Annotated in this window: 1 protein-coding gene; it reads left to right on the top strand. The window is 74.6% G+C overall.

What is annotated here, in order from left to right; all coding sequences use genetic code 11:
* Positions 1-5 precede the first annotated feature (5 nt).
* Positions 6-15,173, top strand: a complete 15,168-nt coding sequence (locus tag OO60_RS14215; protein ID WP_033261454.1) for a type I polyketide synthase — start codon at positions 6-8, stop codon at positions 15,171-15,173.
* Positions 15,174-15,175 lie beyond the last annotated feature (2 nt).

Here is a 15,175-nt window from a genome sequence, read left to right as displayed (position 1 = left end):
AGAACATGTCCGCGCCGAACGAGCAGATCGTTGACGCACTGCGCGCCTCGCTGAAGGAGAACGTCCGCCTCCAGCAGGAGAACGCCGCGCTCGCCGCGGCCGCGGCGGAGCCCATCGCGATCGTCTCCATGGCCTGCCGCTACGCCGGCGGGATCCGCGGCCCGGAGGACTTCTGGCGGGTCGTGTCGGAAGGCGCCGACGTCTACACGGAGTTCCCCGGCGACCGCGGCTGGGACGTCGAGGGCCTCTACCACCCGGACCCCGACAACCCCGGGACGACGTACGTGCGCGAGGGCGCCTTCCTGCACGACGCGGCCCAGTTCGACGCGGGCTTCTTCGGCATCTCGCCGCGCGAGGCCCTCGCCATGGACCCGCAGCAGCGGCAGCTCCTGGAGGTGTCCTGGGAGACCCTCGAGCGCGCCGGGATCGACCCGCATTCGGTGCGGGGCAGCGACATCGGCGTGTTCGCCGGGGTCGTGCACCAGGACTACGCCCCGGACCTCAGCGGCTTCGAAGGCTTCATGAGCCTGGAGCGGGCGCTGGGCACCGCGGGCGGGGTCGCCTCCGGCCGGGTCGCCTACACGCTCGGGCTCGAAGGTCCCGCCGTCACCGTCGACACCATGTGCTCGTCCTCGCTGGTGGCGATTCACCTTGCGTCGCAGGCCCTTCGCCGCGGTGAGTGCTCGATGGCCCTGGCCGGTGGCTCGACCGTGATGGCCACGCCCGGCGGGTTCGTCGGCTTCGCGCGGCAGCGGGCGCTGGCCTTCGACGGGCGCTGCAAGTCCTACGCCGCGGCCGCCGACGGCTCCGGCTGGGCCGAGGGCGTCGGCGTGGTGCTGCTGGAGCGGCTGTCGGTGGCGCGCGAGCGCGGGCACCAGGTCCTCGCCGTCATCCGCGGCAGCGCGGTCAACCAGGACGGCGCCTCGAACGGCCTCACCGCGCCGAACGGCCCCGCCCAGCAGCGCGTCATCCGCAAGGCACTGGCCGCCGCCGGGCTGTCACCGTCCGATGTGGACACCGTGGAGGGCCACGGCACCGGCACCGTCCTCGGCGACCCGATCGAGGTGCAGGCGCTGCTGGCCACCTACGGCCAGGGCCGCGACCCGCAGCAGCCGCTCCTGCTCGGCTCGGTGAAGTCGATCGTCGGGCACACCCAGGGCGCGTCCGGCGTGGCCGGCGTGATCAAGATGGTCCAGTCGCTCCGGCACGGGAAGCTCCCGGCGACGCTGCACGTGGACGCGCCCACCCCGCAGGTCGACTGGACGGCGGGCTCGATCGAGCTGCTGACCGAGACCCGCGAGTGGCCGCGCGGCGACCACCCCCGCCGCGGCGGCATCTCCTCGTTCGGCGCCAGCGGCACCAACGCCCACATGATCCTGGAGGAGGCCCCCGAAGACCTCGTGAGTGGTAAGGAGGGTTCTAACCCGCCTTACCACTCACGACAGTCCGTGGTGCCGCTCGTGGTGACGGCCGCTACCGAGGGTTCGCTGGCTGCTCAGGCGGGGCGGCTGGCGGAGGTCGGGGACGTTTCCCTGGCGGACATGGCCGGGACTCTGGTGTCCGGCCGCGCGACGCTCAGCGAGCGCGCGGTCGTCGTGGCGGACTCGCAGGAAGAAGCCGTGGCCGGGTTGCAGGCATTGGCCCGTGGGGAAAGCGCGCCCGGCGTGCTCACCGGCCGCGGCTCGGGTGCGCCGGGCAAGGTCGTCTGGGTGTTCCCCGGCCAGGGGACGCAGTGGGCCGGGATGGGCCGGGAACTGCTGGACTCGTCGGAGGTGTTCGCCGCGCGGATCGCCGAGTGCGAGACCGCGCTCGGGCGGTGGGTCGACTGGTCGCTGACCGACGTCCTGCGCGGCGACGCCGACCTGCTCGACCGGGTCGACGTCGTGCAGCCCGCGAGCTTCGCCGTGATGGTCGGGCTCGCCGCGGTGTGGGCGTCGCTCGGCGTCGAGCCCGAGGCCGTCGTGGGGCACTCGCAGGGCGAGATCGCGGCTGCGTGCGTGTCGGGGGCACTGTCTCTTGAGGACGCGGCGAAGGTGGTGGCCCTGCGCAGCCAGGCGATCGCCGCCCAGCTGGCCGGCCGCGGCGGCATGGCCTCCGTGGCGTTGAGCGAAGAAGACGCGGCCGCGCGGATCGAGCCGTGGGCGGGCCGGGTGGAAGTCGCGGCCGTCAACGGGCCCCGGTCGGTCGTGATCGCCGGGGACGCCGAAGCGCTGGACGAAGCCCTCGACGCGCTCGACGACCAGGGTGTCCGGATCCGGCGGGTGGCAGTGGACTACGCGTCCCACACCCGGCACGTCGAAGCCGCGCGCGACGCGCTGGCCGAGATGCTCGGCGGGATCCGCGCGCAGGCCCCGGAAATCCCGTTCTACTCGACCGTCACCGGCGAGTGGGTCGAAGACGCCGGGGTCCTCGACGGCGGCTACTGGTACCGCAACCTGCGCCGCCAGGTCCGGTTCGGCCCGGCGGTGGCCGGGCTGATCGAGCAGGGCCACCGGGTGTTCGTCGAGGTCAGCGCGCACCCCGTGCTGGTCCAGCCGATCAACGAGCTGGTCGACGGCACCGAAGCCGTCGTCACCGGGACGCTGCGGCGCGAGGACGGCGGCCTCCGGCGCCTGCTGGCCTCGGCGGCCGAGCTGTTCGTGCGCGGCGTGACCGTGGACTGGACCGGCGTGCTGCCGCCGTTCCGGCGCGCCGACCTGCCGACGTACGCCTTCGACCACCAGCACTACTGGCTGCAGCTCGGCGAATCGGCGAAGGACGCCGTGTCGCTCGGCCTCGTCGGCGCCGACCACCCGCTGCTGGGCGCGGTCGTGCCGCTGCCGCAGTCCGACGGCCTGGTCTTCACCTCCCGGCTGTCGCTGCAGTCGCACCCGTGGCTGGCCGGGCACGCGATCGGCGGGGTGGTGCTCATCCCGGGCACGGTCTACGTCGACCTCGCGCTGCGCGCCGGGGACGAGCTCGGCTTCGGCGTCCTGGAAGAGCTCGTCATCGAGGCACCGCTGGTGCTGGCCGAGCGCGGCGGCGTCCGCGTGCAGGTCGCGGTGAGCGGGCCGAACGAAACCGGCTCGCGCGCGGTGGACGTCTTCTCCATGCGGGAAGACGGCGACGAATGGGTCCGGCACGCCACCGGTCTCCTCGGCGAGTCGGCCTCGCGGGAGCCGGACCGCTTCGACTTCGCTGCCTGGCCGCCCGCCGGGGCGGAGCCGATCGACGTCGAGAACTTCTACTCCGACCTCACCGAGCGCGGCTACGCCTACAGCGGCGCGTTCCAGGGCATGCGGGCGGTGTGGCGGCGCGGCGAGGAGGTCTTCGCCGAGGTCGCGCTGCCCGACGACCACCGCGAGGACGCCGGCAAGTTCGGTCTCCACCCGGCGCTGCTGGACGCGGCCCTGCACACGAACGCCTTCGCCAACCCCGGCGACCAGCGCAGCGTGCTGCCGTTCGCGTGGAACGGCCTGGTCCTGCACGCCGTCGGCGCGTCGGCGCTGCGGGTGCGGGTCGCCCCGGGCGGCCCGGACGCGCTGACGTTCCAGGCCGCCGACGAGACCGGTGGCCTGGTCGTCACCATGGATTCGCTGGTGTCCCGCGAGGTCTCCGCCGAGCAGCTGGAAACGGCGGCGGGCGAGGAGCGCGACTCGCTGTTCCAGGTCGACTGGATCGACCTGCCCGCGGCCGAAAGCGTGGCCACGGACCACGCCGAGGTGCTCGAAGCCGTCGGCGGCGAGGCCATCGACCTGACCACCCGGGTGCTGGAAGCCGTGCAGGTGTGGCTCGAAGGCGCGGCAGAGGAAGCCCGGCTGGTCGTGGTGACCCGCGGCGCTGTCCGCGAGGTGACCGACCCCGCCGGAGCCGCCGTGTGGGGCCTGGTCCGGGCCGCCCAGGCGGAAAACCCCGGCCGGATCGTCCTCGTCGACACCGATGGCGAGCTGCCGCTGGGTGCCGTGCTGGGCACCGGCGAGCCGCAGATCGCCGTGCGCGGCGGCACGTTCTCCGTCCCGCGGCTGTCCCGAGCCACCGGCCGCGTGCCGGACGCGCCCGCGGTGTTCAGTCCGGACGGGACGGTCCTGCTCACCGGCGGCACCGGCTCGCTCGGCGCGCTCGTGGCCAAGCACCTGGTCGCCCGGCACGGTGTCCGGCGTCTGGTGCTCGCGAGCCGCCGTGGGGTGGCCGCCGAAGACCTGCTGACCGAGCTGGCCGAGCAGGGCGCGAGCGTGTCCGTGGTCGCCTGCGACGTCTCCGACCGGGACCAGGTGGCCGCGCTGCTGGCCGAGCACCGCCCGACCGGCATCGTGCACCTGGCGGGCCTGCTCGACGACGGCGTCATCGGGGCACTGAACCGGGAGCGGCTGGCCGGGGTGTTCGCCCCCAAAGTCACCGCCGCGAATCACCTCGACGAACTCGCCGGCGACCTCGACGCCTTCGTCGTGTTCTCCTCCGCGGCCGCGCTCATGGGCTCGGCCGGGCAGGGCAACTACGCGGCGGCGAACGCCTACCTCGACGGCCTGATGGCCCGGCGCCGCGCGGCGGGCCTGCCGGGCGTGTCGCTGGCGTGGGGCCTGTGGGAACAGGCCGACGGCCTGACCGCGCACCTGTCCGCCACCGACCAGGCCCGGATGAGCCGCGGCGGCGTGCTGGCCATGACACCCGCCGAAGCGCTGGACAGCTTCGACATCGGCCTGGCCGCCGAGCAGGCCCTGCTCGTGCCGATCAAGCTCGACCTGAAGACCCTGCGCGGCGCGGGGGAGGTCCCGCACCTGCTGCGCGGCCTGGTCCGCGCGAGCCGCCGGGTCGCGCGGACGGCCGCCGCGAGCGGCGGCGGGCTGGTCCACAAGCTCGCCGGGCTGTCCACGGCGGACCAGGACGGCGTCCTGCTCGGCATCATCCAGGCCGAGGCGGCCGCGGTGCTCGGCTTCAACGCCCCCGAGCTGGCCCAGGGCACCAAGGGGTTCAGCGACCTCGGCTTCGACTCGCTGACCGCGGTCGAGCTGCGCAACCGGCTCAGCGCGGCGACCGGGGTCAAGCTGCCCGCCACGCTCGTCTTCGACTACCCGACGCCGGTCGCGCTCGCCCGGCACCTGCGCGAGGAGCTGGGCGAGACGGTGGCGGGCACGCCCGCCGCGCCGGTCGCGGCCGCCGCGGACGCGGGTGAGCCGATCGCCATCGTCGGCATGGCCTGCCGCCTGCCGGGCGGGGTGATGAGCCCCGAGGACCTGTGGCGGATGGTCGCCGAGGGCCGCGACGGCATGTCGGCGTTCCCCGAGGACCGCGGCTGGGACCTGGACGGCCTGTTCGACTCCGACCCGGAACGCCCGGGCACCGCCTACATCCGCCAGGGCGGGTTCCTGCACGAGGCCGCGCTGTTCGACCCCGGCTTCTTCGGGATCTCGCCGCGCGAGGCACTGGCCATGGACCCGCAGCAGCGCCTGCTGCTGGAAGCGTCCTGGGAAGCACTGGAACGCGCGGGGATCGACCCGACGAAGACCCGCGGCGACGCCGTCGGCGTGTTCTCCGGCGTCTCGATCCACGACTACCTCGAGTCACTCGGCAACATGCCCGCGGAACTCGAAGGGTTCGTCACCACGGCCACCGCGGGCAGCGTGGCCTCGGGCCGGGTGTCCTACACCTTCGGGTTCGAGGGCCCGGCGGTCACCGTGGACACCGCGTGCTCGTCGTCGCTGGTGGCGATTCACCTTGCCGCACAGGCACTTCGGCAGGGCGAGTGCACGATGGCGCTCGCCGGCGGCGTCGCCGTGATGGGCTCGCCGATCGGCGTGATCGGCATGTCGCGGCAGCGCGGCATGGCCGAGGACGGCCGGGTCAAGGCGTTCGCGGACGGCGCCGACGGCACGGTCCTGTCCGAGGGCGTCGGCATCGTCGTCCTCGAACGGCTTTCCGTGGCCCGCGAGCGCGGCCACCAGGTGCTCGCCGTGCTCCGCGGCAGCGCGGTGAACCAGGACGGTGCGTCGAACGGCCTGACCGCGCCCAACGGGCCCTCGCAGCAGCGGGTGATCCGCAGCGCGCTGGCCACGGCCGGGCTGCAACCGTCCGATGTGGACGCTGTCGAGGCGCACGGCACCGGGACCGCGCTGGGCGACCCGATCGAGGCACAGGCCCTGCTCGCCACCTACGGCAAGAACCGCCAGACGCCGCTGTGGCTCGGGTCGCTGAAGTCGAACATCGGCCACACCCAGGCGGCCGCGGGGGTCGCCGCCGTCATCAAGATGGTCCAGGCGCTGCGGCACGACGCCCTGCCGCCCACCCTCCACGTGCAGGAACCCACCAAGCAGGTGGACTGGTCCGCGGGCGCGGTCGAGCTGCTGACCGAGGGCCGCGAGTGGGCGCGCAACGGCCACCCGCGCCGGGCCGGCGTCTCGTCGTTCGGCATCAGCGGCACCAACGCGCACCTCATCCTCGAAGAAGCCCCCGCCGGCGACGCTCCCGAGGCGGACGTGCCCGACGGCGTGGTGCCCGTGGTGGTGTCCGCGCGCAGCACCGGATCCCTGGCGGGCCAGGCCGCGCGGCTGGCGGAGTTCCTCGACGGGGACGTCTCGCTGACCCGCGTGGCGGGTGCCCTGCTGTCGACCCGCGCGACGCTGGCCGACCGAGCCGTCGTCGTGGCGGGCTCGGCCGAGGAAGCACGGACCTCGCTGACCGCGCTGGCCCGCGGCGAGAGCGCGCCCGGCCTGGTGACCGGCACCGCGGGCCTGCCGGGCAAGGCCGTCTGGGTGTTCCCCGGCCAGGGGACGCAGTGGGCGGGCATGGGCCGGGAGCTCCTGGACGCGTCGCCGGTGTTCGCCGAGCGGATCGAGGAGTGCGCGGCCGCGCTGCGGCCGTGGATCGAGTGGTCCCTGGTGGACGTCCTGCGCGGCGAAGGTGACCTTTCGCTGATCGAGCGGGTCGACGTGCTGCAGCCCGCGTGTTTCGCGGTGATGGTCGGTCTCGCCGCCGTATGGGCCTCGGTGGGCGTGGTACCGGACGCCGTCCTGGGGCACTCCCAGGGTGAGATCGCCGCGGCCTGCGTGTCGGGCGCCCTGTCCCTCGAGGACGCGGCGAAGGTGGTCGCGTTGCGGAGCCAGGCGATCGCGGCCGAGCTGTCCGGGCGCGGCGGCATGGCGTCGGTCCAGCTGAGCCACGACGAGGTCGCCGCCCGGCTCGCGCCGTGGAGCGGCCGGGTCGAGATCGCCGCGGTCAACGGCCCGTCGTCGGTGGTCATCGCGGGCGACGCCGAAGCGCTCACCGAGGCCGTCGACGCCCTCGGCGGCCGCCGGGTAGCGGTGGACTACGCGTCCCACACCCGGCACGTCGAGGACATCGGCGAGATCCTCGCCGAGACGCTGGCCGGGATCACCGCGCAGGCCCCGGTGGTGCCCTTCTACTCGACCGTCACTGGCGAGTGGATCACCGAAGCCGGGGTCGTCGACGGCGGCTACTGGTACCGGAACCTGCGCAACCAGGTCGGGTTCGGCCCGGCCATCGACGCGCTGCTCGAGCAGGGTCACGGGGTGTTCGTCGAGGTCAGTGCCCACCCGGTGCTGGTGCAGCCGCTCAGCGAACTCTCCGACGCGGTCGTCACCGGCACCCTGCGGCGCGGCGACGGCGGGGTGCGGCGGCTGCTGACCTCGATGGCCGAACTGTTCGTCCGGGGCGTCCCGGTCGACTGGGCCACGACGGCACCGCCCGCCCGCGTCGAACTGCCGACCTACGCCTTCGACCACCAGCACTTCTGGCTGAGCCCGCCCGCCGCGGCCGACGCGCCTTCACTGGGGCTGGCCGGGGCCGATCACCCGCTGCTGGGGGCCGTGGTGACGCTGCCGCAGTCCGGCGGCCTGGTGTTCACCTCGCGGCTGTCGGTGCGGACGCACCCGTGGCTGGCCGACGGCGTCCCGAGCACGGCCTTGGTGGAGCTGGCCGTGCGGGCCGGTGACGAAGCCGGCTGCCCGGTTCTCGACGACCTGGTCGTCGAAGCTCCGCTGGTGCTGCCGGAGACCGGTGGCTTGCGGGTGCAGGTCGTCGTGAGCGGCGAGCGCGCGGTCGAGGTGTATTCGCAGCGCGAAGGCGACGAAGACTGGACCCGGAACGCCACCGGGCACCTGTCCGCCACGGCTCCTGCGCACGAGCCGTTCGACTTCACCGCGTGGCCGCCCGCCGGGGCGCAGGAGGCCGACGGCGGCTGGCGGCGTGGCGAGGAGGTCTTCGCCGAGGTCGCGCTGCCCGGGGACCTGGACGCCGGCGCGTTCGGCATCCACCCCGTGCTGCTGGACGCCGCGGTGCGCCCGGTCCTCGCGGACGACGAGCAGCCGGCGGAGTGGCACGGCCTGGTCCTGCACGCCGCGGGTGCCTCGGCGCTGCGGGTGCGGCTGGTGCCCGGCGTCTCCCTCGAAGCGGCCGACGAAACGGGCGGCCTGGTCCTCACGGCCGGTCCGGTGGCGGCACGGGAACTCTCGGCCGCGCGAACCCGCGCCGGCTCGCTGTACCGCGTCGACTGGACCGAAGTGTCCATTGCGGACAGTGCGGTGCCGGAGCAGGTCGAGGTGCTCGAAGCCGCCGGCGAGGAGCCGCTGGACCTGACCGCGCGGGTGCTGGCCGCCGTGCAGACGTTCCTCGCCGACGCGCCGGAGGACGCCCGGCTGGTCGTGGTGACCCGCGGCGCCGTCCGCGACGTGACCGACCCGGCCGGGGCCGCCGTGTGGGGCCTGGTCCGGGCCGCGCAGGCGGAGAATCCCGACCGGATCGTGCTGCTCGACACCGACGGCGACGTGCCGCTCGGCGCGGTCCTGGCGGCCGACGAGCCGCAGATCGCCCTCCGTGGCGGCAAGTACTTCGTGCCCCGCATCGCCCGCGCGGAGCAGAGCGGCGATGCCGTGTTCCGCCCGGACGGGACGGTCCTGATCTCGGGCGCCGGTGCGCTCGGTGGCCTGGTGGCCCGGCGCCTGGTCGAGCGCCACGGCGTGCGGAAGCTCGTCCTGGCGAGCCGCCGGGGCCAGGAGGCCGATGGCGTGGCGGAGCTGGTCGCCGAGCTGGCCGCGGACGTCTCCGTCGTCGCCTGCGACGTCTCCGACCGCGCCCAGGTGGCCGCGCTGCTCGACGAGCACCGGCCGACCGCCGTGGTGCACACGGCCGGTGTCCTCGACGCGGGTGTCATCGGGACGCTGGACCGGGAGCGGCTGGCCCGGGTGTTCGCCCCGAAGGTCGAAGCCGTCCGGCATCTCGATGAGCTGACTCGCGACCGGGACCTCGACGCCTTCGTCGTCTACTCCTCGGTTTCCGCGGTGTTCATGGGCGCGGGCAGCGGCAGCTACGCCGCCGCGAACGCCTACCTGGACGGCCTGATGGCGAACCGCCGGGCGGCGGGCCTGCCGGGCCTGTCGCTGGCGTGGGGCCTGTGGGAGCAAAGCACCGGCATGGCCGCCAACACCGACGAGGCCACCCGCGCCCGGATGAGCCGCCGCGGCGGCCTGCAGATCATGACGCAGGCCGAGGGCATGGACCTGTTCGACGCGGCCCTCGGCTCGAGCGAGTCGCTGCTGGTGCCCGCGAAGCTGGACCTCCGCGCCGACGGGACCGTGCCGCACATGCTGCGCGGCCTGGTCCGGGCCAGGCGCGCCCAGGCCCGCACCGCGTCCACAACGGACAGCGGGCTGGCGGGACGGCTGGCCGGGCTGACCCCGGCGGACCAGCTCACCCTGCTCCTGGACCTCGTCCGGGCGCAGGTGGCGGCCGTGCTCGGGCACGCCGACGCGAGCGCGGTCCGCGTCGACACGGCGTTCAAGGACGCCGGGTTCGACTCGCTGACCGCGGTCGAGCTGCGCAACCGGATGCGGGCCGCCACCGGGCTCAAGCTGCCCGCGACGCTGGTCTTCGACTACCCGAACCCCCAGGCACTGGCCCGGCACCTGCGCGAGGAACTCGGTGGCGCGGCGGAGACGCCCGTGACCGCGGTGGCCGCGAAGGCCGACCTCGACGAACCGATCGCCATCGTCGGCATGGCCTGCCGCCTGCCCGGCGGGGTCACCGGCCCCGAAGACCTGTGGCGGCTGGTGTCCGAGGGCCGGGACGCGGTCTCGGGCTTCCCCACCGACCGCGGCTGGGACCTGGAGGGCATCTACGACCCGGACCCGGCCCGCCCGGGCAAGACCTACACCCGGCACGGCGGCTTCCTGCACGAAGCGGGCCTGTTCGACGCGGGCTTCTTCGGCATCTCGCCGCGTGAGGCCGTCGCCATGGACCCGCAGCAGCGCCTGCTGCTGGAGACGTCCTGGGAGGCGATGGAAGACGCCGGCGTCGACCCGCTTTCGCTCAAGGGCAACGACGTCGGGGTGTTCACCGGCATGTTCGGCCAGGGCTACGTCGCCCCGGGCGACAGCGTCGTCACGCCGGAGCTGGAGGGCTTCGCGGGCACCGGCGGGTCGTCGAGCGTGGCGTCCGGCCGCGTGTCGTACGTGTTCGGGTTCGAAGGCCCGGCGGTGACGATCGACTCGGCGTGCTCGTCCTCGCTGGTCGCGATGCACCTCGCCGCCCAGTCCCTGCGCCAGGGCGAATGCTCGATGGCGCTGGCCGGCGGCGCGACCGTGATGGCGAACCCCGGCGCGTTCGTCGAGTTCTCCCGGCAGCGCGGCCTCGCCGTCGACGGGCGCTGCAAGGCGTTCGCCGCGGCGGCCGACGGCACCGGCTGGGCCGAAGGCGTCGGCGTGGTCGTGCTGGAGCGGCTGTCGGTGGCTCGCGAACGCGGCCACCGGATCCTGGCCGTGCTGCGCGGCAGCGCGGTCAACCAGGACGGCGCGTCCAACGGCCTCACCGCCCCGAACGGGCCTTCGCAGCAGCGGGTGATCCGCCGGGCGCTGGGCAGCGCCGGGCTGGGACCGTCCGATGTGGACGCCGTCGAGGCGCACGGCACCGGGACCACCCTCGGCGACCCGATCGAGGCGCAGGCCCTGCTCGCCACCTACGGCAGGGGCCGTGAGACGCCGTTGTGGCTGGGGTCGCTGAAGTCGAACATCGGCCACGCGCAGGCCGCGGCGGGGGTCGCGGGCGTGATCAAGATGGTCCAGGCGCTCCGGCACGAAGTCCTGCCGCCCACGCTGCACGTCGACGAGCCGACCCCCGAAGTGGACTGGTCCGCCGGCGCGGTCGAGCTCCTGACGGAGGCCCGCGAGTGGCCGCGCAACGGCCGTCCGCGCCGGGCCGGCGTGTCCGCGTTCGGCGTCTCCGGCACGAACGCGCACCTCATCCTGGAAGAGGCCCCGGAAGACCTCGTGAGTGAAAAGGCGAGTTCTAACCCTCCTTACCACTCACGACAGTCTGTGGTGCCGGTGGTGGTGTCCGCGCGGAGCACGGCGTCGCTGGCCGGGCAGGCCGGTCGGCTCGCCGACGTGGTCGCGGGTGACGCGCCGCTGGCCGGGGTGGCCCGGGCGCTGGTGACGGACCGGGCCGCGCTGACCGAGCGCGCGGTCGTGGTCGCGGGCTCTCGCGAAGAGGCCGTGACGGGTCTGGAAGCGTTGGCTCGCGGGGAAGACACGGCTGCGGTGGTCACCGGCCGGGCGGGTGCGCCGGGCAAGCTCGTCTGGGTCTTCCCCGGCCAGGGCTCGCAGTGGGCGGGCATGGGACGGCAGCTCCTCGACGAGTCCCCGGTGTTCGCCGAGCGGGTCGCCGAATGCGCGGCCGCGCTCGAACCGTGGGTCGACTGGTCGCTGCTCGACGTGCTGCGTGGCGAATCCGATCTCCTGGACCGCGTCGACGTCGTGCAGCCCGCGAGCTTCGCGGTGATGGTCGGCCTCGCCGCGGTGTGGCAGTCGGCGGGCGTCCGGCCGGACGCCGTGGTGGGGCACTCGCAGGGCGAGATCGCCGCGGCCTGCGTGTCGGGGGCGTTGTCGCTGCCGGACGCGGCGAAGGTGGTCGCGCTGCGCAGCCAGGCCATCGCCACCCGGCTGGCCGGGCGCGGCGGCATGGCTTCCGTGGCGCTGAGCGAAGAAGAGGCGGCCGCGTGGCTGGCGCCGTGGGCCGACCGGGTCCAGGTGGCCGCGGTCAACAGCCCCACGTCCGTGGTGGTCGCCGGGGAGGCCAACGCGCTCGACGAGGTCGTCGAAGCGTTGTCCGGCCGGGAAGTGCGCGTCCGGCGGGTGGCTGTGGACTACGGGTCCCACACCAACCAGGTCGAAGCCATCGAGGACCTCCTGGCCGAGACCCTCGCCGGAATCGAGGCGCAGGCGCCGGCGGTGCCGTTCTTCTCCACCCTCACCGGCGACTGGATCACCGAAGCCGGGGTCGTCGACGGCGGTTACTGGTACCGGAACCTGCGCAACCGGGTCGGCTTCGGCCCGGCCGTTGCGAAGCTCGTCCGCCAGGGCCACGGCGTGTTCGTCGAGGTCAGCGCGCACCCGGTGCTGGTCCAGCCGCTCAGCGAGATCAGCGACGACGCGGTGGTGACCGGGTCGCTGCGCCGCGACGACGGTGGCCTGCGCCGCCTGCTGACGTCGATGGCCGAGCTGTTCGTGCGGGGCGTCCCGCTCGACTGGACCGCGGTCCTGCCGCCGGCCGCCCGGGTGGACCTGCCCAAGTACGCCTTCGACCACCGGCACTACTGGCTGCGGCCCGCCGAGTCCGCGACCGACGCGGCCTCGCTGGGCCAGGCGGCGGCCGACCACCCGCTGCTGGGCGCGGTCGTCGAGCTGCCGCAGTCCGACGGCCTGGTCTTCACCTCGCGGCTGTCGGTGCGGACGCACCCGTGGCTCGCCGACCACGCGGTCGGCGGCGTGGTCATCCTCCCCGGCGCCGGGCTGGCCGAGCTGGCCGTGCGGGCCGGCGACGAAGCCGGCTGCACCGCCCTCGACGAGCTGGTCATCGAGGCCCCGCTGGTCGTGCCCGCCCAGGGCGGCGTGCGGGTGCAGGTCGCGCTGGGCGGCCCGGACGACACCGGCTCGCGCACGGTGAACGTCTACTCCCGGCGCGACGGCGGCACGGGACCGTGGACCCGGCACGCCACCGGCCTGCTGTCCTCGGCCCCGGCCCCGGACACCGGGTTCGACTTCCACGCCTGGCCGCCCGCGGGCGCCGAGCGCGTCGACGTCGAGACGTTCTACACCGGCCTGGCCGAACGCGGGTACGGCTACGGGCCGGCGTTCCAGGGCCTGCGCGCGGTGTGGCGGCGGGACGGCGAAATCTTCGCCGAGGCCGCCCTCCCCGAGGACCTCGGCAAGGACGCGGGCCGGTTCGGCGTCCACCCGGCGCTGCTCGACGCGGCCCTGCAGGCCGCCACGGTCGGCGGCGGGGACGAGCCGGGCGAGCCGGTGCTCGCGTTCGCGTGGAACGGCCTGGTCCTGCACGCCGCGGGCGCTTCGGCGCTGCGGGTCCGGCTCGCGCCGAGCGGCCCGGACGCGCTGTCCGTCGAAGCCGCCGACGAGACCGGCGGGCTGGTCCTGACCATGGAATCGCTGGTGTCCCGGCCGGTTTCGGCCGGTCAGCTGGGTGCCGCGGCCGACGCGGGCCACGACGCGATGTTCCGCGTCGACTGGACCGAGCTGCCTTCGGTGCCCCGCGCGGAGATGCCCGCGTGGGCGCAGGTGGGCAGCGCCGACGACGTCGCGGCCCTCGCGGAGAAGACGGATGGGCCGCCGGTGGCGGTCGCCGAGGCCGACGGCGACACGGCGCTGGCCGTGAGCTCCCGGGTGCTGGAAATCGTGCAGACGTGGCTCGCCGCCGCCGCGCTCGAGGAATCGCGGCTGGTCGTGGCGACCCGCGGGGCGGTCCCGGCCGGCGGCGACCACACGGTGACCGGCCCGGCCGCGGCCGCGGTGTGGGGCCTGGTGCGCTCCGCACAGGCCGAGCACCCGGACCGGATCGTCCTGCTCGACACCGACGGCGACCTCGCGCCGGTCCTCGGGCCGGTGCTGGCCACCGGCGAGCCGCAGGTCGCGGTGCGCGGAACCACCTTCCACGTGCCCCGCCTGGCTCGCGCCGGCCGGACTTCGGCCGCGCCCGCGGTGTTCGGCCCGGACGGCACGGTCCTGGTCTCCGGCGCCGGTTCGCTGGGCACGCTGGTGGCCCGGCACTTGGTGACGCAGCACGGCGTGCGGAAGCTCGTGCTCGCCAGCCGCCGGGGTCCGGACGCCGACGGCGCCGCCGACCTGGTCGCCGAGCTGGCCGATGCGGACGTGTCCGTGGTGGCCTGCGACGTCTCCGACCGCGACCAGGTGGCCGCGCTGCTGGAGTCGCTGCCCGACCTGACCGGGGTGGTGCACACCGCCGGGGTCTTCGAGGACGGCGTGATCGACGCGCTGACCCCGGAACAGCTGTCGAACGTGTACGCGGCGAAGGTCGACGCGGTCCGCCACCTCGACGAGCTGACCCGCGACCGCGACCTCGGCGTGTTCGTCGTGTTCTCGTCCGTCGCCGGCGTGATGGGCGGCGGCGGCCAGGGCCCGTACGCGGCGGCCAACGCCTTCCTGGACGCGGCCATGGCCGGCCGCCGGGCCGCCGGCCTGCCGGGCCTGTCCCTGGCCTGGGGTCTCTGGGAACGCAGCAGCGGCATGGCCGCCCACCTCAGCGAGATCGACCACGCACGGGCGAGCCGCAACGGCGTGCTCGAACTGACCCGGGCCGAGGGCCTCGACCTGTTCGACCTCGCGCTGCGGACCGAAGAATCCCTGCTGGTGCCGATCAAGCTCGACCTGGCGGCGATGCGGTCCGGCCCGGTCGGGGTCCTGTTCCGCGGCCTGGTCCGGCCGAGCCGCACCCAGGCGCGCAAGGCGTCCACTGTGGACACCGGGCTGGCCGCCCGGCTGACCGGGCTCGACCCGGACGGCCGGGAGGAACTCCTGGTCGACCTGGTCCGCGGCCAGGTCGCGGTGGTGCTCGGCTACGACGGGCCGGAGGCGGTGCGCCCGGACACGGCGTTCAAGGACACCGGCTTCGACTCGCTGACGTCGGTGGAACTGCGCAACCGGCTGCGCGAGGCGACCGGCCTGAAACTGCCGGCCACGCTCGTCTTCGACTATCCGAACCCCCTCGCGGTGGCCCGCTACCTGGGCGCGCGGCTGGTCCCGGAAAGCAACGGGCACAACGGGAACGGGCACGACCGGCTGCGGCAGGCGCTCGTGGCCGAGGACGCGGGCGAGGAGCGGTCGATCGCCGAACTCGGTGTCGACGACCTCGTGCAACTGGCTTTCGGCGACGAGTGATT

The organism is Amycolatopsis vancoresmycina, assembly GCF_000716785.1.
GTDB classification, from domain to species: Bacteria; Actinomycetota; Actinomycetes; order Mycobacteriales; family Pseudonocardiaceae; genus Amycolatopsis; species Amycolatopsis vancoresmycina.
Note: the sequence above shows the minus strand (reverse complement) of the source record. Positions and strands in the feature narration are given on the sequence as shown.